The organism is Novosphingobium sp. Leaf2 (assembly GCF_001421325.1).
Taxonomy (GTDB): Bacteria; Pseudomonadota; Alphaproteobacteria; order Sphingomonadales; family Sphingomonadaceae; genus Novosphingobium.
Genome location: NZ_LMJY01000005.1, coordinates 63,238 through 90,147, shown reverse-complemented (window position 1 = coordinate 90,147; position 26,910 = coordinate 63,238). Strand labels below are relative to the sequence as shown.

Annotated in this window: 20 protein-coding genes; 13 read left to right on the top strand and 7 right to left on the bottom strand. The window is 61.9% G+C overall.

All coding sequences use genetic code 11. The features are described 5' to 3' along the window. Positions 1-98: 98 nt before the first annotated feature. The 3 genes from ASE49_RS05065 to ASE49_RS05055 are packed head-to-tail and all read right to left on the bottom strand — an operon-like array spanning position 99 to position 2,855. The gene (locus ASE49_RS05065; protein WP_156370117.1) at positions 99-1,307 is read right to left on the bottom strand and encodes an MFS transporter; all 1,209 of its coding nucleotides are present in this window, start codon (positions 1,305-1,307) and stop codon (positions 99-101) included. 15 nt (positions 1,308-1,322) lie between these two features. Beyond that, complete coding sequence (locus ASE49_RS05060; RefSeq protein WP_056769032.1) at positions 1,323-1,988, bottom strand: glutathione S-transferase family protein; 666 nt, start codon at positions 1,986-1,988, stop codon at positions 1,323-1,325. A 12-nt stretch (positions 1,989-2,000) separates the two neighbouring features. Continuing rightward, positions 2,001-2,855, bottom strand: a complete 855-nt coding sequence (locus tag ASE49_RS05055; protein ID WP_056769031.1) for a fumarylacetoacetate hydrolase family protein — start codon at positions 2,853-2,855, stop codon at positions 2,001-2,003. 792 nt (positions 2,856-3,647) lie between these two features. Between ASE49_RS05055 and ASE49_RS05050 the strand changes: the two genes are divergently transcribed. The 6 genes from ASE49_RS05050 to ASE49_RS05025 all read left to right on the top strand — a co-directional run bounded on the left by ASE49_RS05050 (position 3,648) and on the right by ASE49_RS05025 (position 12,074). After that, positions 3,648-4,592 (top strand): VOC family protein, encoded by a 945-nt coding sequence (locus ASE49_RS05050; protein ID WP_056769030.1) that lies wholly within the window; start codon positions 3,648-3,650, stop codon positions 4,590-4,592. Next, positions 4,589-6,070 (top strand): bifunctional 3-(3-hydroxy-phenyl)propionate/3-hydroxycinnamic acid hydroxylase MhpA, encoded by a 1,482-nt coding sequence (gene mhpA, locus ASE49_RS05045; protein WP_056769029.1) that lies wholly within the window; start codon positions 4,589-4,591, stop codon positions 6,068-6,070. Before ASE49_RS05050 ends, mhpA begins: the two co-directional genes overlap by 4 nt. Further along, complete coding sequence (locus ASE49_RS05040) at positions 6,034-7,023, top strand: acetoacetate decarboxylase family protein (RefSeq protein ID WP_235522843.1); 990 nt, start codon at positions 6,034-6,036, stop codon at positions 7,021-7,023. Before mhpA ends, ASE49_RS05040 begins: the two co-directional genes overlap by 37 nt. Beyond that, positions 7,020-8,540, top strand: coding sequence for an aldehyde dehydrogenase family protein (locus ASE49_RS05035; RefSeq protein ID WP_235522842.1), 1,521 nt, complete (start codon positions 7,020-7,022; stop codon positions 8,538-8,540). Before ASE49_RS05040 ends, ASE49_RS05035 begins: the two co-directional genes overlap by 4 nt. Before the next feature lie 953 nt (positions 8,541-9,493). After that, complete coding sequence (locus ASE49_RS05030) at positions 9,494-10,762, top strand: MFS transporter (RefSeq protein WP_200921978.1); 1,269 nt, start codon at positions 9,494-9,496, stop codon at positions 10,760-10,762. A 112-nt stretch (positions 10,763-10,874) separates the two neighbouring features. Then, positions 10,875-12,074 (top strand): GntR family transcriptional regulator, encoded by a 1,200-nt coding sequence (locus tag ASE49_RS05025; protein WP_056769025.1) that lies wholly within the window; start codon positions 10,875-10,877, stop codon positions 12,072-12,074. 15 nt (positions 12,075-12,089) lie between these two features. On the opposite strand, the gene ASE49_RS05020 is transcribed toward ASE49_RS05025, so the two are convergent. The 4 genes from ASE49_RS05020 to ASE49_RS05005 form a co-directional block, all read right to left on the bottom strand. Next, positions 12,090-12,863, bottom strand: a complete 774-nt coding sequence (locus tag ASE49_RS05020) for an SDR family oxidoreductase (protein WP_056769024.1) — start codon at positions 12,861-12,863, stop codon at positions 12,090-12,092. Between the two features lie 2 nt (positions 12,864-12,865). After that, complete coding sequence (locus ASE49_RS05015) at positions 12,866-14,335, bottom strand: carotenoid oxygenase family protein (protein WP_056769023.1); 1,470 nt, start codon at positions 14,333-14,335, stop codon at positions 12,866-12,868. A gap of 228 nt (positions 14,336-14,563) precedes the next feature. Then, positions 14,564-15,808 carry an acyl-CoA dehydrogenase family protein gene (locus ASE49_RS05010; protein WP_056769022.1) on the bottom strand — a complete coding sequence of 415 codons (1,245 nt, stop codon included), beginning with the start codon at positions 15,806-15,808 and terminating at the stop codon, positions 14,564-14,566. A gap of 590 nt (positions 15,809-16,398) precedes the next feature. Next, positions 16,399-18,681, bottom strand: a complete 2,283-nt coding sequence (locus ASE49_RS05005) for a TonB-dependent receptor (protein ID WP_200921977.1) — start codon at positions 18,679-18,681, stop codon at positions 16,399-16,401. 494 nt (positions 18,682-19,175) lie between these two features. Between ASE49_RS05005 and ASE49_RS05000 the strand changes: the two genes are divergently transcribed. The 7 genes from ASE49_RS05000 (at position 19,176) to ASE49_RS04970 (ending at position 26,880) form a co-directional block, all read left to right on the top strand. Continuing rightward, entirely contained in the window at positions 19,176-20,078 is a 903-nt protein-coding gene (locus ASE49_RS05000; RefSeq protein WP_200921976.1) for an alpha/beta hydrolase, read from the top strand. After that, positions 20,075-21,310 carry an MFS transporter gene (locus ASE49_RS04995; protein ID WP_200921975.1) on the top strand — a complete coding sequence of 412 codons (1,236 nt, stop codon included), beginning with the start codon at positions 20,075-20,077 and terminating at the stop codon, positions 21,308-21,310. Before ASE49_RS05000 ends, ASE49_RS04995 begins: the two co-directional genes overlap by 4 nt. 59 nt (positions 21,311-21,369) lie before the next feature. Beyond that, positions 21,370-22,632 (top strand): FCD domain-containing protein, encoded by a 1,263-nt coding sequence (locus tag ASE49_RS04990; protein WP_056769018.1) that lies wholly within the window; start codon positions 21,370-21,372, stop codon positions 22,630-22,632. Between the two features lie 45 nt (positions 22,633-22,677). Continuing rightward, positions 22,678-23,838: an LLM class flavin-dependent oxidoreductase gene (locus ASE49_RS04985; RefSeq protein WP_200921974.1), complete on the top strand. Its 1,161-nt coding sequence runs from the start codon at positions 22,678-22,680 to the stop codon at positions 23,836-23,838. A gap of 66 nt (positions 23,839-23,904) precedes the next feature. Further along, a complete protein-coding gene (locus ASE49_RS04980; protein WP_056769017.1) occupies positions 23,905-24,810 on the top strand; it encodes an SDR family oxidoreductase in 906 nt (301 codons plus the stop codon). Positions 24,811-24,862: 52 nt separating this feature from the next. Beyond that, entirely contained in the window at positions 24,863-26,071 is a 1,209-nt protein-coding gene (locus tag ASE49_RS04975) for an acyl-CoA dehydrogenase family protein (RefSeq protein WP_200921973.1), read from the top strand. After that, on the top strand, positions 26,071-26,880 hold the full coding sequence (locus tag ASE49_RS04970; protein WP_056769015.1) for a hypothetical protein: 810 nt from the start codon (positions 26,071-26,073) through the stop codon (positions 26,878-26,880). Before ASE49_RS04975 ends, ASE49_RS04970 begins: the two co-directional genes overlap by 1 nt. The last annotated feature ends 30 nt before the right edge of the window (positions 26,881-26,910 follow it).

The window sequence follows — 26,910 nt, the reverse complement described above, 5'->3', positions numbered from 1 at the left end:
ACCACGGAGGCTCAGCCACCCACCCGTCAGATCCCGATCTTAAGTTGGCGTTTATCTGGCACCGGACGGGGTGGCTAGCTTAGGCGCCTAGTCTCGCTTTATGCGTCCTGGAGCATGTGCTGGCTGGCGAGCACGCGTGGGGCGATGATCGCCAGGACGGACAATATGAGGGCAACGGGCAACATGGCCTGCTTGATCCCACCGAGTGGGCCCGAGATGGCGACGACGAAGACGGGCGCGAGAACGGTCGCCAGGAAGTAGCTCGACATCCACATGCCGACAGACCGGCCGCGGTTTTCGAACGTCAAATGACTATTGAGGTTGGCGAGCAGCCACCCGAGAAAGAAGCCGCTCGACAGGCCTGCGACAAAAGCGCCTGTCATCACCCCGGCAAGGGACGGGACCGCGAAGATTATCGCAAAACCCGCTGCGCCGACGGCAAAGGCCGTCACCAACTGACCAGTCCGGGTAGCATTGCCGCGATGCGCCATGATCGCCCCGCCGATCGCGATGCCGGCGCTGTTCACCGCGGCACCCAGGCCCTTCATGGCCGATGATGTGGCACCGATAGCTTCCATGACGTAGCTCAGTTCGACAGATGCGATGTTCATGCATCCGCCTGCCAGGAAGGTGACGACACAGATGGGCAGGATGATCCGCCAGGCGATAGCCGCCGATCCTGTCTCGATCTGTACAGGTGCGCGCGGCTCCCACAGCAGGGTAAGCGCGAAGGGCAGGAGCAGGATCGGGATGAAATAGGTAACGAAGGGAATGCGCCAGCCCATTTGCCCCAGGATACCGCCGCCGATGAGGAAGAGCACCGCGGACACCGACGTGTAAATGACCTGCATCGAGAGATAGCGGTCCCGCTTGCTGCCGCTGTAATAGTCGCCGATCAGCATCGTCGATACGGTCATCAGTGTCGCTTCGGCGACCCCGACGACAAGGCGCGTCGCGATGATGGCGTAGATATCGTCGAGATAGAGCGGGGCGGTGGCTGCCAGTGTATAGAGCAGCAGGGCGATCAGGATCAGCCGCTTGCGTCCCAAGCGGGAAGCCAAGCGTCCGCTTATTGGCGAGAGCAGCACGATCGAGAGAGACGGCGCGGTCAGAACAAGCGGAGCCAGATAGGCGGCGCCGGGTGTCATCGCGAAATGCCGCTGGATATCGGGCAGCACCGGCGCGATGACCAGCATTCCCAAGATCGGTAAACAGGCGATCAGCAGGAGCAGGTGCGCAACTGACGCTCCTGCCGACTTCCCTTCGATCTCCCGCTCCCCCGGGCTGATCACCGTGCTTAGTGCCACGTCATTTCTCCCGATTTATAGTGTGCCGCCGCCAGGCAGGATGATGCCCGCCTGCTCCAATGCCGCCTGTTCCCGCTTGAGGGCGCGCTGGAACGAGGGGCGTTGCCGGACACGATCCTGGTGCGCGACCAAGGCGGGATATTTCGCCATCGGCGCGCCGCCGCCAACCGCCATCCCGAACACCCAGGACAGATAGACGTCCAAGATAGACCAGGCGTCGCCGTACCACCAACGTTCGCCTGCAACACGCCCGTCAAGATCGCGCAGGATAGGCTCGAGAGCCTTTAGCGCGTGTTCGCGAACCGGCGCCGGGTCGCCCGACGTCATTCGCATGGGAGCACGCGCGCTCCGAACGAGTATGTGCAGCGTGTTGGAGAACCAGGATAGATCGACCAGGCTCTCGATGGCGACACCGCCGTCGGCGGCCGCAGGAAGAAGCGCGGTGGAATTGCCCACGTGTGCCAGATGCCACAGGATAGCCGGCGTTTCGGTAAGAAGCCGCCCGTCGATCTCCAGCGCCGGCACCTTGCCTTTCGGATTGACGGCCAGATATTCGGGCCGCGCCTGCATGCCTTTGAAAATGTCGATCGGCCTCTCCTCGAAGGGCAGGCCGATCTCCTCCAGTGCGTTCAGCGTTACTCGCGAGCAGGAGCCCGGCGTGTGGTACAGAATGGTCGTCATGCCAGAGGCCTCTCAGCGTCCGGCAACGAAGGTGTTTTCGATGAAGCCGAGGCCTTCGACCGATACCCGCACGACGTCACCGGGTTGCATGAAGGTCGCGCTGGCGATTCCGACGCCCGCTGGCGTGCCGGTCGCGAGAATGTCACCCGGCTCCAGCGTCATGACGGTGGACAGATATTCGATCTGATCAAAGATGCCGTAGATCATGTCGCCGGTGGACGATCGCTGGCGCTCTTCGCCGTTATATTCGAGCGTGAGCATAAGGGCGTGCGGATCAGCGATTTCGTCGTCGGTCGTGATCCAGGGGCCGATCGGGCCATGCGTATCGAACGACTTGCCCAACGTGTAAGTCGGAGAGCGAAATTGCCATTCGCGGGCCGTAACGTCGTTGCAGACGACATAGCCGGCGATCACGGAGCGTGCATCTGCCCGGCTGACGTTGCGGCAGCGTTTGCCGATGATCACACCGAGTTCGGCTTCATAGTCTACCTGAGTGGAGACCGACGGGATTTCGACTTCGCTATATGGCCCGTTGATGCAGCTGACTTGCTTGTTGAACCAGAGTTGGCTGGTGGGTAGCGGAATGCCCGCTCCCTTCAGCGCTTCATCGGCATGCGCCTGGTAGTTCATCCCGATCGCAAGAAACTTCTGCGGATCGGCGATCGGGGCTTCGAGTGTCACGTCACTCACATCATAGCGCGGCGCATCGCACGCTTCGATCGCAGCGCGTAGCCCCGGCAGGCGGGTCAGAAACGCCCGCATGGAATGGCCCGCCTCCGGGTAGATCGCGGTAAGATCGACGACGCTGTCGCCGACGATCGTGCCAATGCGCGTTGTGCCATTTTGTGAGAAGCGAACCAGCTTCATGCCGAAACTCCTTATCATGTTCGTGTCAGTTCAATGGCCACGCCGGAAACTAGGCTATCCAGCCACATGGAGCATGGCGAAAGGGATCAGCCTTACCGAAGGTCACGCGGTGCGCATCTCTCTCCCACCCCTGGCCCCAAAGCCAAGTGCCTATAGAATGACTATATCGTTCAAAAATGACTGTCCAGTGTAAATTGACGGCGCGTAATTCCGGGCCTGAGGTCTTCGGGACAGGTCATAAATTGCAGCTCCAAATTCGATCCCGAACGTAGCGGGTCCGGCGGCGCAACCTCTAGCGATGGGCGGCTCTACGGTCTCTTGGCCGGTCTTAAATCGACGAACCCGCGATCATTTCATGCCCTTGCTCGCCGCCGTCGACGCCGCCAGCGCGTCACTTACCCTACCGACACTGGACCGCTGCTCGTGTGCCGCAGGTTTGCTCCGCCTTCTGACTAGGAAGGAAGGGAGGCGCTGGGCTGGAGTCGCCCGGCAATGTCAGCGTCAGGCAAATGCCTTTAGCCCTGCCAGACGCCGGGTATGATGCTGGGATAACCCTGAAGATGCGTGAGATAGTAACGGGACAGCCCCCATCGCGCAGTATTTTCTTGACTAGTTCGTCCAAAGATGACTGAATAGTGCATCAACTATGGTGAGAGGACGAACACGCGCTGGCTTTCCACGCGGCCCCGGTGGCTGATGTGGCGGCTTTCGGCTTTTTCTCTCTTCGAAAATAAGGGCGCGGCAGGCGGGTAAAGCCGAGTCTGCGTTCCGTACCGCCGAGGTTTTGAAAAAATGAGCATCGTGAAAGCGTACGACGTCGCTTACGCCCGCTTTAGAGCGCCAGACCTTAATCGCATGCGGCAATTCCTCTTGGACTTCGGCATGGTGGATGCCCAAGTCGAGAACGACTGCCTCTTCATGCGTGGCTATGGTGATAATCCCTTCATCCATGTGACCGAACGGTCGGACGAGCCCGGATTCGCCGCTTTCGGCATTTGGGTCTCGGATGAGGAGGATCTGCGCAAGCTCGCGGCCCATGACGGAGTGAGCGTCGAGGATCTTGACGCGCCGGGTGGCGGCAAGGTGGTGCGTTTGCGCGATCCCGATGGCTTCATCGTGGAAGCAGTCGCAGGCCAGGCCAAGGCTGCGCCTATCGAAACGGTTTCGCATGAGGGGTGGAATCAAGCAGCACGAGACACCCGTCGAGGCGTACTGCGGCGGGTTGTACAAGGGCCGTCCCACGTTCAGCGGCTCGGTCACATCGTGCTTGGCGTTTCAGACTTCCGGCGTTCCGAAGCCTGGTACAAGGAGCGGTTTGGACTGGTGACCTCTGACGAGATACAGCCTGCGCCGGATGTGGCGATCGGCGCCTTCATGCGGTGCGATCGTGGCGATCAGCCCTGCGATCATCACACTATCTTCCTGCTGCAACGGCCGATTCCAGCCGGCTTCATGCACGCCGCTTACGAGGTTGCAGATCTTGATGATCTCATGACGGGGCATGAGTATCTTAAAGGCGCAAGCTACGAGCATCAATGGGGCATCGGACGGCACTATCTGGGCAGCCAGATATTCGATTATTGGAAAGATCCCTGGGGTAATGAGATCGAGCATTGGACCGATGGTGATCGGTTGCTGACGGTCGATGGGGGCGGCGTGGCCGGCATCCCGGAGTTGATGGGCGTCCAGTGGGGCATGCCGATGCCGCCTCTTCCCGGAGAGAGAGAACAGGCATGAGCAAATCGTTCGATTGCGACCTGCTGGTCGTTGGATTGGGTCCGGCTGGGGATGCGCTGGCCGCTTTGGCTAGCACACAGGGGCTGTCGGTCATTGCGATCGATCAGGCACCGGCCCTGTTCGCGTTGCCGCGTGCAGCGGTGTTCGATCATGAGATCATGCGCATTTTTCAGATGATCGGCGTCGCAGAGCGGATCAGGCCAGTTTGCCGCGTTCCCGACCGATATCAGTTCGTCACGGCCGACGGCGATGTGCTGCTTGATTTCCCGGTCGCAAAGGTCGGGCCCTACGGCTGGGCTGAAACGTATGCGCTGCACCAGCCCGCGGTCGAACAGGTTTTGCGCGATCGGCTGGGCGAGCTAGATGTTGATGTCCAGCTTGGGGTGGCTTTCCAGAGCTGTGTGCAGGATGCCGAGGGCGTCGATGTCGTCGTGAAGGACGATCGGGGATCGCGATCGATACGGGCGCGGTATGTCGTTGGTTGCGACGGCGCGTGGAGCCCAGTGCGCGAGTTGCTCGGCGTCGGTCTCGACGACTATCAGTTCGACGAGCCCTGGCTGGTTCTCGACACGATCGTCGAGGATGCGGGCGACCTGCCAATTGTGTGCCAGCAGATCTGCGATCCCAAACGGCCCATCACCTATATGGCAATGAGCGGCAAGCGCTTTCGCTGGGAGTTCATGCTCAAGCCTGGCGAAACTGCCGAAGAGATGCTTGCGGACGCCAAGATTCGCGAGTTGCTGGAACCGTGGAACTGCGCCGACCGCATTCAGATCGAGCGCAAGGCTGTCTATCGGTTTCATGGACTTGTAGCACAGCGGTGGCGCGAGGGCAGGGTGCTGATCGCCGGAGATGCCGCACACCAGATGCCGCCTTTCGCCGGACAGGGCATGTGCTCGGGCATACGAGACGCCGCCAACCTTGCCTGGAAGCTTGCTGCTATCGTCAAGCGTAATGCGAGCGACTCTATCTTGGACAGCTACCAGGAAGAGCGCGAGCCGCATGTGCGAGCCATCATCGGCACGGCCATCGCGATGGGGAAGGTCGTTTGCATGCTGGACGAACGGGCGGCGGCCGGCCGGAATCAGGAGATGCTCGCGCGCAAGGCGGCTGGGGCACAGGACGTTTCGGTTGCCTACCCTGACCTGACCGGCGGAATCCTCACTAAAACGCCGGGCGCGGGTGCGCTTTTTCCGCAGTTTGTTTCCGACGAGGGACAACGCATGGATGAGGCGATCGGCGACGGGCCGGTCTTGATCGGAAGAGAGCTGCCGTCCTCCAGTGGACCTGATGTGCGGTTGCTCGATCTGGATGCTGCTGCCCTCGCGCCTTTCGCCGAGGGCATCGCCAACTGGTTGGATGAGCGTGGAACGCCCGCCGTCCTGATCAGGCCCGATCGTCACGTCTTTGGCACAGGCACTGCCGGGGATCTGTTGTCGGAGTGGCAAACCGCCGTGAGCGGCAGGGTCGCGGCGTAAAGCGCGCCATCACCTTTGAGATTCATCGTTTTTTGCAGGCAAGGATATCGAGTATGACTTTCACGCCTAATCCCGGTTCGCGTTATCGAATGCCCATCATGTTCGGGCCGGCCCCCGGGCCCCGTCAGCATCCGGAAGGTCGCATGTGGACCGCCGAGGAGGCAGGCCGCATGACCGCTGAATGGATGAAGATCAGCTACCGGACCGACCCCGCCAAGCTTGAGAAGCTGCTGCCCGCCGGTTTCAGCCTGCGCGGCGACCCGATCGTTTCGGTCAGCTGCGCCTGGTTCAAGAACCTCTACTGGCTGGCGGGTCGCGGCTACGGCATCCTGTCGGTCGACTTCCCCGTAACCTATCAGGGCAAAACCGAGCGGCATGACGGCGCGCTCTGTCCGGTAATCTGGGAAGGCTCGCCTGATGCGATCATGACCGGGCGCGAAGAACTGGGTTTTCCCAAGATGTTTGCCAATTTCGACGACATCAGCTGGGACGAGGCTGCGGGCCGGGCCACCTGTTCGGCATCCTGGTACGACCACACCTTCTTCGATATCCAGCTCACGAACTTGGTCGAAGAGCAGAATCCGGAAAAGAAGCTGCCCGGATCGGGTGGCGGCGCCCAGATGTATTATAAATATTTGCCACGGACGAGCGTCGGCGGGTGCGAAGGCGCCGATCTCGCCTATGTGACCACCACAGCCGCAGTTCCCGGATCGGGCGGAAGCGCGTCGAACATCAATTTCGACGAGTTCGAATTCCGCCGTTGGGCAGGCGATGGAAAACTGAACTGGAACCGCGCGACTTGGGAGCAGCTGCCGCTGTCCTTCCATGTCGTGAACGGCATCGCCGATCTCGACATCATCGAATATGTCGATGCCGAGATGGTGCATTTCACCGGGCCCGGCGTGGGTGTTGCGATGAATTCGCACCGCGCCCTTGAGCCGGTGGCAATTTGATAGAGAGGATTAGGGCGATGTCAGCTACAGTTATTGAACCGCGCGCAACACAGAGCGCCGTGAGCCTGGTTTCTGGTGAGACGTGGAACGGCAAGCTTTTTGATGGCGACTGGAACACGGCGTCGAACACGCTGAGCGTGCTCGAGCCCGCGACCGGCGAAACCTTGGGCGAGGTGGGCCTGTCGGACCCGGCCACCATGGGCCAGACCGTGGCGCGCGCCAAGGAAGGCCAGCGGGAATGGGCCTCCTGGTCGACGGACAAGCGCGCGGCGGTCATGCGCGAAGCGGCACGCCTGATGGAGACTGAGCGCGAAGCCGTCGTCGACATGATCGTTCGCGAGACGGGCGGTGTGCGCGGCAAGGGCTATGTCGAAATTCAGGGCACGATCGACGAACTCTATCACTCCGCTGCACTGCTGATCCAACCCGAGGGCGAACTGTTGCCGAGCCCCAACCCGTCGCGCCTCAGCCTGGCGCGCCGCGTGCCGATCGGTATTGTAGGCGTGATCGCGCCGTGGAATTTCCCGATGCTGCTCGCGATGCGATCGGTTGCGCCCGCGATCGCGCTCGGCAACGCGGTCATTCTCAAGCCCGATCCCCAAACGTCCATCGTCGGCGGCGCCTTGCTGGCGCGTATGTTCGAACTGGCCGGATTGCCCAAGGGCGTGTTTTCCGTGGTTAACGGTGGGCCCGATGTGGGCGAAGCCCTGGTCGAGGCCGCCGGCGTGCGGATGATCACCTTCACCGGGTCGACGGCGGTCGGGCGGCGAGTTGGCGAAGTGGCCGGTCGCAATCTGAAGCGCGTAGCACTTGAACTGGGCGGCAAGAGCCCGTTCATCGTGCTCGACGACGCCGATCTTCCTGCTGCGGCTTCGGCAGGTGCCTGGGGTTCGTTCCTGCATCAGGGCCAGATCTGCATGGCCAGCGGTCGCCACATCGTCCAGCGCAGGGTGGCCGACGATTATATCGAGCTTCTGGCGCAGAAGGCCAAGGCCCTACCCGTCGGCGACCCGTTTCGCGCGGAGGTGGCGATCGGTCCGATCATCAATGCCAAGCAGGTCGAGCGTGTGCACAAGATCGTCACCGACACGGTCGCAGCCGGCGCGCAGGTTGCTGCAGGCGGCACGTTCGAGGGACTGTTCTACAACCCGACCGTGCTGACGAATGTTACCCGCGGCATGCCAGCCTACGATTTGGAAATCTTCGGTCCAGTCGCGCCCGTGATCATCGTGGAGGACGAGGAAGAAGCCATTCGCGTCGCCAATGATACGGAATATGGCCTGTCTGGCGCCGTTCAGACCGGCTCGCTCGAGCGCGGCCTTCGGGTTGCGCGTCAGATCCGCTCGGGCCTGGTTCATATCAACGATCAAACGATCCACGACATGGCGGGTATTCCGTTTGGCGGCTCTGGCGCGTCGGGCAACGGCTCGCGTTTTGGGAGCACGACCAATATCGACGAGTTCACCGAATGGCAGTGGATGACCATTGGCGGCCAGCCGACGCGCTATCCCTTCTGACCCTTATCGCCCCTGCTGAGCATAGCGTTTTCAGCAGGGGCGGGCAGGTGTCTTTTCGGCAACTGCCAGAGGCCGTCATGCATGCTCTCGCCAGTCCATACGGACAACGGTGAGAGCGTACGGCTTCGTGTCTTCGGCGTCGATCGTCCGAGCAGATTGCCGCACCGCTGTCGCGGATGTGTTTCCTAGGCGGGAGACTGCCTGGTATTGCTATCGGCCGAGATGCCTACATTCTGGGGTGGGTAGCCGACGCCGAACGCACCCGTCTGCCTAGGCGATATGCTGCTGCAGACGGTAAGGTTCTGCCGCCCGGTACCAACGCCTCAATTACAGCAAACTAAAGGTGGAAGGCGGCGTCTGGCCGTCCACGTCCGCGAACAGGCTGGCCACAAGGCTCCCGTTTCGCGCACATCGGCCGGATGGTGCCCACTGACAGACCCATCGCGTGAGGGGCTGACGGCCTGTCGCATAGGCTCCATCGTTCGCACCAAGCCGCCGAAGGGCACAGGTTATCGCGCGTATGGATCGGACACTCGGCGTTGAGAACCACCAAGGTACCCAGCGCATTCCCGAACGTCGCATGTCATGGATGAGCCTGGATTCCGCCGGCTGAGAAGCCGACATCCGCAGTGCCGTCGTCGCAAGCGGATGCCGGCATAACGCCCGTCCTTCGCACGACCATCGCTCCAGCGAGCATCATCGCAGCGACAGCCAATGCGGCGCGAAGCCCGGACCTTCTGTTCATGATCTTGGCCTCTCGCTCCCGGCTACGCGTGCGGCCGCGTACCTTTGGGATGGCGGTGTCGGCGGTGCGGGCAGGGGCAGGATGCTGGCGAAGCACGCGCGAATGTCGATACTGGTTTTGGCTTACGTAAAGGCTACCGGAAGCCGGGGTAGTCGAACACCCCCGAGCACGTGCACTAGACAACGGAATGGAAAGGGAGAGCAGGGACGTGAGCGAAGCGGCAGAAGGCGCACCGACAAGCAGTCAGGACTCTTACGAAGCACAAAGACCGGTGGGCGCCACGCATGCGCCGGAAGCCATTGTCGTTGCGGCAGCGGGCGCGATCTGCATGGGCTTCAGCTTCGCCCCCGTTTTTATGGGCACTTTCCCCCTGTTTCTTCAGCCCGTATCGCAAACCTATCACTGGAGCGCCGCGATCTTCCCCCAGGCTATGTTGATTGCCGGCTTGGTAAGCGCGCTGGGCGGCCCGCTGATCGGCAGGGCGATCGACAAGGCCGGCGTGCGGACATTGTTGCTTCCGGGATTGGTGGTTTGGGCCATGACGCTGGCGGCGCTCCCTTTCATCGGCGGGAGCGTCGTTCTGCTGTACCTGGTGTCCGCGATCATGGGCGTGACCACGGTAACATGTGGGCCGGTGGCCTTGGCGAAGATCATAACCGGATGGTTCGACCGCCGTCGCGGCTTGGCGATGAGCATCGTTCTGGGTGGCGGTGTCGCCATTTTCACGGCCATGATGCTCGGGCTCACGCGCGTTCTCATTTCTGCTATCGGCTGGCAAAATGCCTATCTGGCGTTGGCCGCGCTCGTCATTCTGGTCGCGCTTCCCGTTTCCTACGCTTTCCTCAAGGAGGCGCCGCACGGCCGCGACGCAGCCATGGATGGCCTTCCGCCACCCAGCGCTTCGATAGAGCCGCTGGTAGCGTTCTCCAGCCGCACTTTCTGGGCGCTGGTCGCGGGATCTTCGCTCGTGTGCGCGTCATGCAGCGCGATCGCGAGCCATTTTCTGCCGCTTAGTGCGGAGCATGGCATCAGCTCAGGCACCGCCGTGTTCGCCCTCAGCCTCTATTCACTCGCTGGCCCCATCGGCTCGCTTATTGCAGGCGCAGCGGCGGATCGCTTGCCGAACCCCCGATTTCTCGCGATCATCTTCGCGGCGCCGCTAGCGGGCTTTCTCCTGATGCAGATAACCGGAGCCTGGGCGATCGTGGCGGGATTGGCGCTTGTCGGGGCAGGCTTCTCCGCAGTTGCGAGCCTGCTTCCGTTCCTCACCAGCCGCTATTTCGGATTAGCAAACGCCTCGACCATTTTTGCCGTGGCGATGGGGATTGTCACGCTATTCCTGGGCGTGGGTCCGGTGGTGCTGGGCTTGGTGCGCGACAGATGGGGCGCTTATGCGCCTGCCTCGCCCATCATTGTCGCGGTGCTCATCATCGGCGCGATACTGCCGGCGATCTTGCCACGCTACCCGCGCCATTGACTGTCACCCCTGACAGAGCGATGATGTGCAGGTCGCTGAATAAAGACAAGAGTCAGCGCCGGACAACGGAGGGATGCGTTTGGCCACCAGGCAGCTGACAGGCCGATCCGACATGACGGGATCCAACCCGCCATTGACCAAGTTTGAACGAGCCAATCCGCTTTTTCATGCAATTGTCGGCGCAGATCGTCCGGGGAACAAAGCCGCCTGCGCCATCGCGGCAGGCATTGAAGCCGATTTGATCGCGAAAGGCTGGCCTACGGGCGCGATCTATGGATCGGAAAGCCAGTTGGCCCACCAGTTCGGGGTTTGCCGCATCGTATTGCGAGAGGCGGTGAGAATTTTGGAGAGCCGCGGTACTGCCGGGATGCGGCGTGGACCGCATGGCGGCCTTGTCGTTCTCGGGCCCGATCTGGTGGCAGTGCTGGAAGCGATCCATCGCTATGTCACATCGCATCGCGGCGCGGACCTGCAGGGGAGCATCTGTAGGGACGTGCTGCACAAGACCTGCGCCCGCCTGGATGAGGGCCGCTCCGAAGCGCCGATAAGTGCAGAGATGGTGGAGTTTCTCGACTGTCTCAGGGCTGCTGTCGATCATTATGCCCGCGAGGGCGCGGAAGGGCGGATACCGATGGGCGCCGCCACGAAGAGCGCTCGCTCGCGTGCCGAGCAGGTCTTTCGCATGCTGCTCAAGGATATGAGCGGCAGGCATACAAGCGCCTATCGCCTGGGATCTGAAATGGATCTTTGTGAACGCTACAGCGCTGATCGCAGCGCATTGCGGCAAGCGGTCAGAGTGCTGGAGTTCGAAGGCATCGCCGCTTCTGTTGCCGGTCGCGGCAAAGGGCTGGTGACGCGTTCGGCCGAGCCTACGGCGCTGTGTCAGCTTATCAACTGTCATTTCGCATCCGTCGGAGTGTCGCCGGCTGACGCGATGGCCGTGTTCAAGCTTCTTAGCATCGAAGTGGTATCGATTGCCGCCAGGACGGCGACGGAAGAACATCGCCGAAACCTAATCGCGGCGCACCGGACCCTGTCGGCATCGGGCGACAATGTGAGCGCCAGGGTCATGCAGATGACGGAGGAAAGTCAGTTCGATATCGTTCCCGAACCTCTTATCGACGTCCTCCTGCGGTGCACCAAAAGCTATTCGAGCTGGCGTTCGGCTATCCGGGATCCCGATAGCCAGGTGCTGGGCGCGCTCTATCGTACGGAAACGTTGCGGGTGATTTCCGCCATACTTGATCGCGATCCAGTCGCTGCGGCGGCAGCTCAGGCGACGAAGGTGGACAGCCTCGCCGCACTGATCTGACCGTTAGCGAGACAATCAACCCAGGAATGTTCCGCCTGTCGCGTCGATGAGTTGCCCGGTGATCCACCCGCTCTCGTCGCTTGCCAGGAAGGCGACGATGTTGGCGATGTCTGCGGGCGTACCCAGCCGCCGTAACGCTGACTGTGACTTTGCCATGTCCACGAAGGCAGGATTTCCTTCCGCCATGCGCAGGAACTCCTCGGTACCGGTGGGACCCGGCGCCACCGAGTTCACCGTGATCCCCCTTGCACCCAACTGCTGGGCGATCGTCCTGCTGAAGACGTCGAGTGCACCCTTGGCCATGGCATAGGACACCACATCCGGATTGACGACCCGCGCCGTGGCGGACGAGATATTGATGATCCGTCCGCCATCTCGCATTCGCGGTAGCGCCCGCTGTGTGACGAAGAACGGAGCTTTTACATCGACGGCAAAAGCCTTGTCGAAGTCGGCTGGTCTTAGCACATCGACGGACCCGAACATGATCTGGCCCGCATTGTTGACGATGATGTCGAGCCCGGCCTGTCCCGTGCATGCCTTCAAACAGCGGTCGAAATCCTCGAACATGGCGTCCAGCGATGTTTCGGGTGTTTGCAGGTCCGCCTGAATGGCGAAGGCCTTGCCCCCCTGCTTTTCAATCGCTTCGACCGTAACGGCGGCGGCCTGCGGGTTCTTCCCATAGTGAACCGCCACGGTCGCGCCGTCTGCTCCTAATCGCGTGGCGATCTCACGGCCGATTCCCCGGCTCGCGCCTGTGACCAGGGCAACTTTTCCTTTTAGATCCGCCATCTTCACCAAGCCCCGATAATGTTGGTTTCGCCGCGCAGCTGTCGCGTCCCGTACCAGTAGCCGTGTCCGGTGCTGCGAAGGCGAAAGGGCAGGGCCACCGTTGCGATGGGCGGTGCCGTGATGTCGCCGGCGTCGAGGATGAGCAGTTCGCTGCGCATTTCCCGGTGCTTTCCCACGACCGTCAGGATGTAACCATCTCCCTCCGCCGCATCGTCGCTGCGTGGCACGAACTGCGGCTCGCCGATCGAACAGTCGTGGCCGGCGTAATATATTTTGGCGGGCTTCTGGCCATTGATATCCATGGTTGCGACCCACTGAAAACCCATCCCGATGCGTTCCTGCTCGGGAACGTCGAGCAGGTTCATCGTGACGAAGTTGTACGGCATCGTTTCAAACCGCGTGTCGATGCGCGGCAGCTCGCAAGGGTATCCGAACATCTGTTGTTCGGTGAAGCTGTCGTCGTTGCTTTCCATATCGATCACCAGCCGCTTGATAAAAGGCATGGCGTCCGCCGGATTGAACTCCGACCCGTCGGTGTTCGGGAAGAAGTGAAAAAAGGATCGCTTGCTGAACGTGTTGTCCGCGTAGATGAAGCGACCGTCGTCGAACGCGCCGACGGTATGGCCGTGGCACTGATTGGGCCCCTTGAACCAACGGACCTGCTCGCCCTTGCCCTTGCGCGGGAGCACGCCGAGGTAGACATCCTCGCTGGGATCCCACTTGAACGCTGGCTCGTTCCTTTCGATCCATTCCAGTTCATGGCGCAGTGGGGTGATCGGGAACACGACATAGTTCTCGGTGACCATGATATCGTGAACCATGCAGGTATAGGGCGCCTCGAACCAGGTTTCATGGATGATGCGGCCTTCGGCGTCCGCTTCGTAATAGGCGATGTCCCTGGTGGCGGGACCGGCCGCGCAATATCCGAAGAAGACCAGTTCGCCGGTCTTGGGATCGATCTTGGGATGGGCGGTTATCGCTTTGGCGGTAACGACGCCGCCCCAGTCATATTCGCCGATCGTCTCGAGGGTGAAGGGATCGAGCTCGATGGCCGGGCTATCCTCCTTGAGCGCGAGCATCTTGCCGGCATGGACCAAAACCGTGACGTTCGCCGTGCCGCGACTGAGGCCGGCGACCGAAGGATCGTCCGAGAACGGGTTGCGATAATGACCAAACAAAGCGCGCCCAGCCTTCTCTTCGGCAACGAAGCGTGGCGTCCGCACATAGCGCATCTTGAAGTCGACCTGGCCATCCTTGAAATAGAAGCAGGACGCCATCCCGTCCTCTCCAAGCATGAAAATGTCGTTCTCGACAAAGGCTGGCCATTTTCGATCACCGATGAGGCGGAAGAAGCCGCCGCTGAGCTGTCGCGGAACCTCGCCTTGGATCACCTCCAGTCCCTTAAGGTCGATCTCCGCGCGCATAGGCGCTTCAAAGCTCGTGAAATCGTTATTGGGAAAGCGGATATTCATTGCAGTTGACCTTCAGTCGGGATGCGGAATGAGGGGTAACGCGCTGGAGTTTACTTGCAGATTAGCTAGTAACCAGATGCAGGAATGGCGTCGTCGCGCTGCGAGGCCGGGCATGTGTTTCCGGCCATGCCCCCTAGCAAGCGCGTCCTTAACGAGGTGCAAGACCGGTGTCGTGACGTCGCGCGGACCGTGTCCTTGCGAGACGGGCATCGGTCGCGGCGACTATCATCAGGCGATGCCGACCGGCGGCAAGCCAAAATGCGTGCGGCCATAGTTGACTGCGGCGCTGTCGGATTGATGGGCAAGGTGACCGCGTAAAATGGCGACGTTGCGCCAGTAGCGACCAATCATGGAATCCTTCTTGGACGCGGACGTCCCCACCGTTCGAAAGATGATATCCACGGCCTCATGTGCCAGATGGATGCTCTGGAGGATGACGAGGCCCATGCGGCGCGCATCGTCCTCGGCATAGGGCGCGCCGGTCTCGCAGGTTTCGCGCGCTGCGTCCATGTAGTCGCTCGCCACCTGCAGCAATGCGCTGCGCGCCGTGTCAATCAAGGCGCGACAGCGGCCGAAATTGAGCTGATATTCCGCAAGGGCGAGCCGAGGCGCGCCGGTAGGCCCTGTGGCTTTGCGTGCTCGAAAACTTTCTTCATACAGGTCCAGCGCGCCTTCGGCGGCACCGACGACCACAGAGGCTGACTCAGTCAGGATGAAGGGCCGCGCCGGTCCGTGAAACAGCGGCTCGTCGCCATATATTTCGGCTGGCAACTGCGGATCTTTCGGCGGATAGGGTTTGGCGCGATACGACGGGATAAAAATATCTTCCATCACGACGCGGTCCGACCCGGTGCCCTGCATTCCGATGACGTTCCAGTTTTGAACGATGTCAAAGTCATTTCGATGGAATAGGCCCATGCGCATCGGCGGTGCATCGGGATCGGCGTCATCTGTCGTAAAGGCGAGCAGGATGTGCGTGGAATGCGCGCAGCCCGAGGCATAGTCCCAGGCACCGCTGACGATGTAGCCGTCCGGCACGGCACGGCCATGCCCCTGCGGCGCGGCGACTTCCGGAGCCCGGAAATCACCTGATGCGCCATAGGCTTCTTGCTGCGCTTTGAGCGGGTAGGTGGCCAACTGATGGACGTGGCCCAGCACCAGCGACAGTACCCAGGCAGTTTCCGGGCAGCCTCTCGCCACCGCGGTAATGAGCCGGACATAAGTAGGCAAATCAAAACCGTACCCGCCGAAGCGGCGCGGCTGGATGACCCGATAGAAGCCGGCCTCTACTAAAGTCTGGTTCATTTCCGCCGAGATATTCCCCGCAGCTTCTGCGGCCGCTTGGTTGGCTCTCAACTTTTCGCGCAGCGCATCCGCGCGTCCGACTATCTCGGCCGGCGTCAGGCAAACCTCCAGCGGTGGAATCATCGTTTCTAAAGTTCTAGCTTTTTGGATCGGCGGCTCAGAAGTCATGTCAATCTCCTCACGCCTGCCGTGAGGCTAGGCCTCTTCTCCTATTGCTAAGAACCTAAATGAAACCAGTACGGAGAATGAACACGTTCGCATCTGTCGCAGGTGAATTGCCTAGGTTGCGTGGGAGCAAGAGGCAAAGACCGACATGTCGCATGGTTGCGGAAACGTATGGCTTCATCGACTACAGGCGCGCCGCGATGATTGTGAGGTCCAACGTCACGATCAACGGTGTCCGGCAGCTAGGAAAATGAAGCGGGCGCGGCTCGATCCCGCTCCGATATTTGAGTTCAGGAAGCAAATCAGCGCTCACGGTTTCCGTGAACCGGCAACCCAACCCCGATAATGCAAGTCATTCATCGCCAGTGGCAAGGCCTGGGCGCGCCGGAAGCGGCCAGACGATCTTTGGGTTCGATGCGCCTGCGCGCTAGCGTCAAATCCGGCGCTGCCGTTGCCCCAAGGGCGGTGCTTCTTGTCATGCTGCGATCAGCTTACTGGGCGCTTCCCGGCATAACCGGGCTGGCGGTACCTTGCACAGCTTGAGGCATGGCGGAGCGGCCAGCCAATCCTGCCGGCCGCTCCGTCAACCCCCTTTAGAATTTAACCGTCAGTACGCCGCCGAAGGTGCGTGGATCGGACAGGGTGCCCGTTGCCTGAAGCGGCGAGATCGATTGCAAGTTCACGTAGCTCTTATAGCGCTTGTCCGTGACGTTGCGGACATAGGCGGTGGCCGAGAAGCGGCTGCCCGCCGACGTCCAAGTCAGGTTGAGATTGCCAAGCACGAAACCATTCTGGTGGACATAATCGAGCCCGCCTTGCGCCGCCAGTGCGGCTGAAGTGGGCCGGACGTCATAACCAGAGTTCCAGATCGCTTCTCCATGCAGGTTGATGGTCGATCCTCCGGAAAGGTCGAAATCATGATCGTAGAAAACGGTCGCCGTGGTCGGTGCGAATCCCCAAAGGCTGCGCTGCGCGACTGCGGATGCGAAGCCGGCGGGCAGGTCGTGGAACTTCGATTCGATATGGGAGAAGTTCAAGCCCAGGCGGTCGCTGGGGGTGAGCTGGAACAGACTCTCGATTTCCACACCGGTCATCCGCAACGGTACGTTGAACAATATGCCGGTGGCCGGGTTCAGCGGGTCCAATTGGATAGCGGCTTGGAACCCGCCATATTCGTAATGGAAGAGGCCCACATTGACCTGAAGCCGCCTGTCTAAAAAGCGGTTCTTGCTGCCGATTTCATAGGCGGTCAGCTTCTCCGATTCATACGGATAGGCCGTTGGGATGTTGCCGGCGCCCTGGCCCACCTGCACGTCGCCTGGGATGAAGCCGGTGGATACGGAAGCATAGACAAGATTGGTTGGTCCAAGGTCATATTCTATGCGGGCCTTGTAGGTGGCGTTCTTAAATTTGCGACGGCCCGCGTCCCCGCTGATCGTAATGCTGCTCAGCGCTTCCGGCAGGCCTGCATTGGGTGCATTGGGGGCGCCCACCGCGCAGCCGGTCAGGAAACCAAGGGGTGTGTTACAGAACACGTTAAGATTGGACGAGTAGACCTCGGAAGTGCTGACGGTCGTCTCGTCATACCGAAGGCCGCCGGTAAAGCGCAATTCTGGCGTAATCGGAACCGTCGCTTCGGCGAACACGCCGATATCCTTGGTTTTGCGGGCGACATCGGCATTGAACAGGAGGCCGTCCGATGATTCCCAGGCATTCCTGTTTTGGCTGCGGATGTTGTTGTAATAATAGAACAGGCCGGTCTGCCACTTGATGTTGGACCCGGGCTGTGACGTCAGGCGAAGTTCTTGGGTGACGAAAGGATCGTGCGGAGTAGTGACCCTCTGCTTGATCCCGTTGCCCGCCGGGCCGACGACGAACACCGTCGCGTCCTGAACGAATGTCCGGTAGCTGGGCAGATAGGTCAGCTGCACGCCGCCCAGGTCGAGTTTAGCCTCTGCCCAGACTTGGCGGGACTTCAGCTCTGCAGAGCCCACCGAAAAAGGCGAGAATACCACTTTGTTCGGGGCGACCAGATTGCCTGAGATGCCGCCATTGTAGATTTTGCGGTCCTGCAGGGCACCACCAATTAGAAGAGAAAAGCTATCGCTCGGTGCGAACAGCAGCTTTGCCTTGATCTCGTTGACGCGGCTGGCGCCAAAGCCCTTCTCCACATCCGCGCCATCGCGTTCGTAATGATTGGCAGCCACTCGCAGCGCCAGCTTGTCAGTGACCAGAGGCAGGTTCACGGCTCCGGTCGCACGGAACAGGCTGTAGCTTCCGCCCTCTAGCGAGCCGTCAAAACCGGCTTCTGACAAATTGGGATTGCGGGTGTGGATGCCCACGACGCCTGCGGTGGCGCTACGGCCATAAAGCGTGCCTTGCGGCCCACGTAGCACTTCCACCCGGTCGACATCGAAATTTCCTCCGATGCCGTTATAGACGTCGTCGACGTAGAGCGCGGTCGCGGGAACCCCTGAAAGCGTCTGCCCGGACAGTCCCCCGTTAGAAGAAACGCCCCGAATAGTGATGCCGCCTGCGGGATTGTCATTTCCGGTCGGCTCGTTTGTCACGCCTTCCGACTCGCCGCCGGATACGCCAGGCACCGTCTCAAGGATATTGCGCAGCGTGAATTTTCCGCGCTCCCTCAGATCATCACCACTTTGGACGGTGACCGCCGCTGCGGTTTTCTGCACATTGCTTTCGACCCTTTCTGCTGTGACTATGATATCCTGGAGTGACGACTGCTCCTGCTCAGGGGCTTTGGTCGGCGGTGGGGCAGCTTGAGCAAGGGCCGGGGCGGGGCAGGCCAGAATATAGCCGAGCGTCGCAACGCTCCCCATGAGGGCGCTCCGGTTGAAAATAATGTGTCTTGTCACGTGATATTCCTCCCCCTTCTAGACTGCTAGCTTTTCAAAGGCGGACGTCTTGGCCTTCGGTCGCAACAGTTTTGCAGCGATGGTTTCGCTCGGTACGGCACAATGCCCCCAGACCGGCGCATTAAACTAGTGGAAGCATTTCCGCGGACAGCACATCCGGTTGCTTGCGAGGCCGAATTATGACCACTGGTTTCGGCAGGTGGCTTTGTAAAATAGAACCCTAAGGCGGCAATCTGCCTGAAAGACAGGGCAGGCCGGGCTCTCGTTTATTCAAACGGCGCGAGCCGCGGCAATCGGGAGAGAGCCCGCATTAAACGATGTCGTCAGGATCGCCGGTCCGCTTGGTAAATTGCGCAACGAAGCGCCCAATTCGCAGGCGCTTTTCGCACGGAAGCATCCGCGCTTTCGCGTCTGCCCGGGGACCTGCTCGGTGCATGTGCGCGTGCAGGCACATTAAGATTTTGTGGGAGATAGGGAACAGCATGGATAAGAGCATGTTCGGGGATCACGCTATCCCAGCCGAGGTCCAGGCGTTCAACGCAGCCCAGGCGGAACGCTTCGGCCACCTACCTAGCTTGTGGGAAATGGGTATCGAGCAGGCGAGGAGCGGGGGGGTCATGCCGTCCCCCCCCTCGGCCCACAATGCCTATGACCTGTCAGCGGGCGACGTTGCGCTGCACGTCGTGCCTCACGCCTCGCCGCGGGCGGTGGTGCTGCATATTCACGGCGGCGGTTTCATATTGGGCGGGGCGGCCAAGCAGGACCCCATGCTGGAAGCCATTGCGATCGGGCTGGGCGTGACCTGCGCCTCGATCGAATACAGGCTGGCGCCCGAAAATCCATATCCAGCGGCGTGGGACGACTGCGAAGCTGCGGCTTCGTGGCTGGTCGAGAACGCGGCCGAGCACTTCGGCGCTTCGAGGCTGCTAATCATGGGCGAATCCGCGGGTGCGCTTCTGGCGGTGTCGACGCTGGTGCGATTGCGCGCCCGAGGGCTGGCGGATCGGTTTGCTGGCGCGGCGCTCAGCTTCGGTGTGTATGACAGCGGTATGACGCCCAGCCAGCGCCTGGCCGAAACCGGCGTATTGAAGGGCCGCGACATCACCAGGATCGCGGACTCGTACGCCCCCGGCATCGATCGGCGAGACCCGGACGTATCGCCTCTCTACGCGGACCTCCTCGGGCTGCCGCCGGCGCTGTTCACCGTGGGGACGCTGGACGCCATGCTGGACGATTCCATGTTCATGTACGGTCGGTGGCTCGCTGCTGGCAATCGCGCCGAACTGGCGCTCTATCCCGGCGCGGATCATGCTTTCATCGAAACGCCGCATCCGTCCGCCAAGTCAGCCAACGCGCGGATACAATCTTTCCTCTCCGAATGCCTGGAACAGGCATGAGCACCGCCGGACTGGCACCGGAGACATCCCGGTCGCGCGCGGCGCTGGTGAGCGCGATTGGCTGCGCAATCTGCCTGGTATTCGGGCTTATTCCGCTGTTCATGGGCGCGTTTCCTCTGTTCCTGCAACCGGTATCGTCCAGCTTCGGCTGGGGGCTGTCCGTATTTCCGCAATCGCCGATGATCGTCGGCCTGACCGCCGCCGCAACCGGGCCGTGGATTGGGCGACTTGTCGATCGTTACGGCGTGCGCCGCGTTTTGGCGCCGGGACTGGCGATCTGGTGTGCGGGCTTCTTCGCGCTTTCGCTGATGAACGGCTCGATCGCGCAGCTCTATCTTGTTACCATCTTCATGGCTGTGGGCGGCACGATCGCCGGGCCGATCAGCTATGCCAAGGTGGTGAATGGATGGTTCGGCCGCAATCGCGGCTTGGCGCTGGGGCTGGTGCTGGGCGGCGTGCCGGCGGTGGCGACAGCGATCGCGGTGCAGGTGACGCAGGGGCTGATCGACGCGCACGGATGGCGTGCCACCTTCCGCATCCTTGCGATCGTCGCCGCGGTCGTGACTATCCCCGCCGCTCTGCTCCTGGTTCGCGAGGCGTCCGATGGCAGTGCGCCCGGCCAGACAATTCCGGAATTGGACGGCGTGCCGGCGAAGGAAGCGGTGCTGTCGCGAGACTTCATCCTGGCGATCGGTTCCTGCGGGCTGGCGGTCGGCGCATTGATGGCGGTGACCGCGCATTTCATCGGCTGGATGGCGGAGCGGGGGGTAAGCAAGGAAACTGCGACCTTCGCACTGTCGCTCTATTCGCTGGCGGGGCCGTTAGGGCCGCTGCTGGGGGGGCTGCTGGTCGATCGTGTGCAAACGCCGCGCATCTTCGCCATCTTCTCCGCTTTAGGAGTGATCGGGATGGCCTTGCTCCTGGGTCTGGGTGGCGCAGGGGTGTTGCCGGGCATGGCGTTGCTCGGGCTGGCTTTCAGCAGCATCAACGGTCTCGCCCCCTATCTGGTCAGCCGCTATTTCGGTATGGCGTCCGCTTCGGAGATACTCGGCGCTACTTTCGCGGTTCTGACGATCGGCATGGGCGCCGGACCGGTGTTGATGGGGTTAGGGCATGATCTGACAGGCGGCTATTCCCAGCCGATAGGTGCGGCCATGGCGCTACTGCTGGGCTGCACGATCCTGGGCTTGTTGTTTCGTCCCTACCGTTTTGCGGCCATACCACGTCAATAAACACGGCGATTGTCATAAAGCGATTATTTGCGCATATTTTCCTGCGATTGGAGAGGAAGATGTCTGCATTGGCGAAACGCCAGGCGGCTATCGTGATCGCCCCGCCGGCCGCGCCGGAGGCGGCAAGCCTGATAGCGGAAGTGATCGGCGAATCGCAGCCTGACGGGGAGAAGGCCGCCTGCCGGGTCGCCCGGTTGATCGAAGAAGCGTTGATCGCGCGCGGCTGGCCGCATGACCTGGGCTGCGGGTCCGAACAGGCGCTTGCAGAGAGCTTTGGCGTCGGCCGGGCGGTAATCCGCGAGGCGGTGCGTATCCTGGAGGTACGCGGCACCGCGCGGATGGTACCGGGCCCCCATGGCGGCCTCCGGGTCCTGCACGTGAATCGGCGAAGAACCGTGGAATTCATAGTGGGCTTTGCTTCCTTCTATGGCGTCACCGAAGCGCAGTGCCGAGACACCGGCTTGGCGTTAGCGCGTGTGCGCGAGGCGGGCGTTCACGGCGAAACGACGGAACTCAATCGACAGGCCCGGCTGGTCATCGACTGTTTCGAGGATGTGGTCGCGGCCATTGCGGAACACGCCGAGGACGGCGACGGTTATTCGCGCGGGCCTTCCGTGCTGTTGGCGCCCGAAGCTTTGCTGCGCAGTCGAGCGGCGCAGATTGCCGGGCTGATGCTGCGGGAATGTAGCGCCGAAGAGTGGCGACATGGTCATCGGCTTGGCTCGGAGGAGGATCTCTGCTTCCGCTACGGCGTGGATCGGGATGCCTTCCGTCAGGCGGTCCGCATCCTCGAAAGCGCCGGCGCGGCGGAGACAAATTGCGGGCGCGGACGCGGCCTCGTCAGCAAGTCGCCGCGCGCGGGCACGGTGGCGCGTCTCGTCTCCTGCCTGTTTGCCAGCATGGGGCTCAGCACCGATGCCGTGATGCTGATGTTCCACCGGCTCAACATCGAAGTCGTCGCCCTCGCGGCGGCGCGGGCAAGTCGGGTTGACTGCGACTCGGTGGAGCGGGCGCTTAGGCGGCTTGAGGATGCGCTCGACGAGGAAGATTCGGATAATGTGCTCGCCTGCGTGTTCGAGGCCGAGGAGGCAGTCGTGCAGATTTGCCAAAATCCGCTGCTGAGGCTCATCGTGCAGAGCCTGCGCGCCTATCCTACCGCGCGGATGCCGCGAGATCCGCGCCGCTTGCGCGACATGAATCGGCAGTTCCTGAAATTAAGCCGACCGCTTTTGGCGACCCTGCGTGCGAACGACGTGGCGGAGGCCGTGCGCCTCCAGCGCGCGCGCTCCGAGACGATGACGTCTTTCTTTCGGACATTCTGACCCAAAAGCCAGAAAACGTCATTGATTATCACAACAAGATAATTTATGTCGTTATTCGACGTGAGGACGACACGCAGCAGTGAGCATAGGAGACGGATGATGCATGTAGGTTACGCAACAGGCTTTCAGCACCAGAGCGGCCCCGGCCTTAACGACGCGACGTTCATCCAGGACGATCTGCGCATGGCGATCGACGCGGAAGATCTCGGCTTTGAATCGATCTGGGTGACCGAACATCACTTTTCCGATTACTCGATCTCGCCCTCGCCGCTGCAGACGCTGACCTACCTGGCAGGTCAGACGAAGCGGGTGAAGCTGGGCACGCAGGTGATCGTGCTTCCGTGGAACGATCCGGTGCGCGTCGCCGAACAGGCGCTGTGGCTCGACAACATCACCAATGGCCGTCTGCTGCTTGGCTTCGGGCGCGGACTGGGCAAGATGGAATATGAAGGGATGCGGGTGGACATCAACCAGACCCGTCAGCTCTACAAGGAATATGCCGAGCTCGTGATCAACGCGCTGGAAACCGGCGTCATCGAAGGCGGCGAGATCACGCAGCAGCCCCGTCGCGAGCTGCGTCCGCGTCCTTACAAGAGCTTCCAGGGCCGCATTTTCGGATCGGCCGGCTCGCCTGAGTCGGTGAAAACGGTCGCCGAGCTCGGCATCGGCATTCTCATTATCAATCCCGAGCCTCGCGCAAACCTGGGCGTCGATTTCGACACCTACAATCAGGTCTGGGCGGAAAAGCAGGGCGCGCGCAAGGCGCCGCAGCCGCTGCTGTCGGGCACCATCTTCGTCGATGAGAGCAGTGAGCGCGCCAAGCGCATGTCGGCTGAATATCATCGCGGCAGCTTCCATGCGGCGGTCAAGAATTACGGCATGGCCGAAGAGGATTTCGGCACCTCGAAGGGCAATGAGTTCTACAAGAACATGCGTATCGCGCCCGAGAAGATCGACGAGATGGCCGACAAGATGGGCACCGTGATGCCCGCCGGCAATCCGACCGAGATTCTGGAAATCCTCGACCGGATCCGGGGCGAGTGCAACCTTCAGGGCTTCTTCCCGCACTTCCACTTCGGCCAGATGCCGCGCGAGGAAGCGCAGCGGAACATGCGGCTGTTCGCTGACACCTGCCTCAAGGAAGTGCAGAGCTGGTCGTGCGAGAGCACGCTCGATGGGGAATCCCTGCAGCTTGAAGCCGCTTAAGGGGATGGCGGGCGCCCGAAGGCGCCCGCTCATCATATAAAAAGATAAGCGGCGAGAGGAAACGCTGTGCGAAATCTGAAAGGCAAGACCGCGTTCGTCACCGGTGGGGCTAGCGGCATTGGCCTCGGCATCGCCGAGGCGCTGCTCGACCGCGGCGTTCGGGTAACGATCGCGGATTTGCGCAAGGACCGACTGGTCGAAGCGCGCGATCTCCTTGGCCATCGTGGCGAGTTGGACACGACGCTTCTGGACGTCATCGACCGCGATGCGTTCGCCGCTGCCGCCGCGCAGATGGAAGATCGCCAGGGTGGCTGCGACATTCTGGTCAACAATGCCGGTGTCGGCGCCAATCCCAAGGTTGATGCAGTCCGTTACGAGGATTGGGACTGGGTGTTGGCGGTCAATCTCGGCGGGGTAGTGAACGGCATCATGTCGTTCATGCCGGGGATGCTGCGTCGGGGCTCGGGCCATATCGTGAGCACCGCATCGATGGCGGGGCTGTTGCCGACTGCCAACAACTGTATCTATGCCGCTTCGAAATATGCGGTGCGGGGGCTGAGTGACTCGCTTCGGTTGACCCTGGCGCCGCGCGGCATTGGGGTTTCCGTGCTGTATCCAGGCCTGACGCAGAGCCGCATGTTGCAATCGGCCGAAAACCGCCACCCGCAGTTTCGCTCGGACGTGCCGGCATCCGCGCCCGAAGGCGGGCCCATCGCGATGCCCGAAGATGCCGGCATGTCTGCCCGCGACGCCGGCGAGGCGGTGGTCGAGGGCATCATCGCCAACCGCGACTATATCATCTCGCACTCCGAATTCCGCGATGAACTGGCCGCGCACTTCAACTCGATCCTCGCCGACTGTCCGCCCGCGCAGACGATCGATCCTTTCCGGCTGATGCTGGAGGAGGCGCGCAGGCGCGAGACGGCGGAGGCCGAGCGGGCGGTCGAGGCGCTGACCGCGCGCGCCGATTGAAGGGAGAGCATCCATGCAGGAAGCAGTTGCGCTGGCCGACGAACGGCAAAATGTGATCGACCCGATCGCGCCGCCCGAGCCCGACCTCACCTCGGACGAGATCATCGCCCGTGCCGACGCGATGCGCGACATGCTGCGCGAGCGCCAGGCCGCGACGGAAGCGACCGGCAATATGTCGGCCGAAACGAACCAGGCGCTGGTAGATGCGGGTTTCTACCGCGTGGTCCAGCCGCGTCTGTTCGGCGGCTATGGGTTCGACTTGCCCACCTATGTCCGCATGGTCACCGCCATAGCGCGGGGCTGCCCGGAGACAGGATGGGTACTTTCGTTGGTGCTGGGGCACGTCCATCAGCTGGCGACCTATCCGCTTGAAGCGCAGCAAGAAGCCTTTGGCGCGACTGGGGATTTCCGAGCACCAGAAGTCGCCGCGCCGCAGGGGCGGGGACAGGCGGTGCCGGGCGGTTTCCGGGTCAGCGGCGCGTGGGACTATGCGTCCGGCTGCGCCCATGCGACCCACATTCTGCTCGCCTTCTTCGTGGACGATCCCGCGCCGGGTGAACCGGCCATGCGTATGGGGCTGTTCGATCGCAGCGATTACCGGATCGTGTCCAATTGGGACGTGATCGGCATGCAGGGCACCGGTTCGGACCGCGTGGTGATGGACGATGTGTTCGTGTCCACGGCCCGCGCCAAGCCATACCCGCCCATCGGCCTGTCGCTGCCCGCCGAAGCCTATGCCGACGCGACCCTATTCCGCGGGCCGGCGCGGCCGTTCATCCTCACGGAATCCGCGTCCGTCGTGGTCGGCGCGGCGGAAGGTGCTCTCGACCTCTACGAGGAGACGTTCCGCGTGCGCAAGGCGACCGGGCCCACGGGGGCACCGCGTGTGGAGCTTGCGGAATATCAGCTGAACTATGGCCGCTGCCGCGCGCTGGTGGACACCGCGAAGGCGGCGCTGCTCCAGACGGCCCATGAATATATGGCCGTGGCCCAGCGGACGGCGAAGACGGGCGAAGCCTGCGACGAGGACGATATGCGCCGGATGGGGCTGGTGATCCTCCAGAGCGTCCACCTCGCGCATGAGGCGGTGGACATCATCTTCCGCACGACCGGAACGTCGGCGTCGAAGCGCGACTCGATGTTGGGCCGCTACTGGCGCAACGTGAATGTCCTGCGCGGGCATCTCGCGCATCAATCGGACAGCGCCGCAATCAACTACGGCCGCACGCATTTCGGCTTGCCGCCGGTGGGGATCGCCTGATGACTCGTGAACAATTGATCGGTCAGATGGACGCCTATCTGGCGGCAGTGGCGGCAGGCGACGTCGCGGCGGTCGATCTGGCGCCCGGCTTCCGCTCCACGGAAAATGCCGCGACGGTGCAACCAGGCGAAGGACTGTGGCGATCGAACGTGCGTTTCGCTGGCATCCAGTCCTTCGCGGACGCGCATTCGGGGCAGGTGGTCTGCATGGGAGTCGCATTCCTGGAGGACCAGCCGCGCCCCTTTTCGCAACGGCTGCTCATTCATGAGGGCTCCCTGGTCGAGGCTGAAGCCATCATCAGCACCGACGGCAAGGGCCATTTCGCGGACGTGGAGCAGTTGCTGAAGCCCGACATCATCTATGGGGCCGTCGTGCCGCCGCATCGCCGGTCCGACAGGGCGGGCCTGCAAGATGCGGCCGACCGCTATTGGGAGGGGCTGGAGCAGAGCAATGGCCTTATCCCTCGCTTCAATTATCGTTGCGACAAATATGATAACGGCGCCAAGACGACCAACACCTTGCGCACGCTGCTGTCGCCCGACGGGAAGGTGCACAGCTGCTCCTCGGCCCTGAATGACACCCGCGCTGCCCGGCCCAAGGCGCGCGAGCGGCGCTATCCCGTGCTGGATACCGAGCTGGGAGTGGCCGCGACCTTCGTGGCAGTCGATTTCCATCCGATCCCTGACCACCCTCGACCTGACGCCGGAGCGATGTATATGATGGGCGTTTTCAAGGTTGTGGACGGGGAGTTGCGGATTGTTGACGAGATTCGCGAATTCCTCCCGCTTGGCGCGCCGATCGGCTGGTGATTTGATCGCCAGTTGGTGGCTACGCGCCTG

Coding starts and splice junctions, on each gene's coding strand:
- ASE49_RS05060 (WP_056769032.1), bottom strand. CDS start 1,988: ATGACGACCATTCTGTACCACACGCCGGGCTCCTGCTCGCGAGTAACG.
- ASE49_RS05055 (WP_056769031.1), bottom strand. CDS start 2,855: ATGAAGCTGGTTCGCTTCTCACAAAATGGCACAACGCGCATTGGCACG.
- ASE49_RS05050 (WP_056769030.1), top strand. CDS start 3,648: ATGAGCATCGTGAAAGCGTACGACGTCGCTTACGCCCGCTTTAGAGCG.
- mhpA (WP_056769029.1), top strand. CDS start 4,589: ATGAGCAAATCGTTCGATTGCGACCTGCTGGTCGTTGGATTGGGTCCG.
- ASE49_RS05025 (WP_056769025.1), top strand. CDS start 10,875: ATGACGGGATCCAACCCGCCATTGACCAAGTTTGAACGAGCCAATCCG.
- ASE49_RS05020 (WP_056769024.1), bottom strand. CDS start 12,863: ATGGCGGATCTAAAAGGAAAAGTTGCCCTGGTCACAGGCGCGAGCCGG.
- ASE49_RS05015 (WP_056769023.1), bottom strand. CDS start 14,335: ATGAATATCCGCTTTCCCAATAACGATTTCACGAGCTTTGAAGCGCCT.
- ASE49_RS05010 (WP_056769022.1), bottom strand. CDS start 15,808: ATGACTTCTGAGCCGCCGATCCAAAAAGCTAGAACTTTAGAAACGATG.
- ASE49_RS05000 (WP_200921976.1), top strand. CDS start 19,176: ATGTTCGGGGATCACGCTATCCCAGCCGAGGTCCAGGCGTTCAACGCA.
- ASE49_RS04995 (WP_200921975.1), top strand. CDS start 20,075: ATGAGCACCGCCGGACTGGCACCGGAGACATCCCGGTCGCGCGCGGCG.
- ASE49_RS04990 (WP_056769018.1), top strand. CDS start 21,370: ATGTCTGCATTGGCGAAACGCCAGGCGGCTATCGTGATCGCCCCGCCG.
- ASE49_RS04985 (WP_200921974.1), top strand. CDS start 22,678: ATGTCGTTATTCGACGTGAGGACGACACGCAGCAGTGAGCATAGGAGA.
- ASE49_RS04970 (WP_056769015.1), top strand. CDS start 26,071: ATGACTCGTGAACAATTGATCGGTCAGATGGACGCCTATCTGGCGGCA.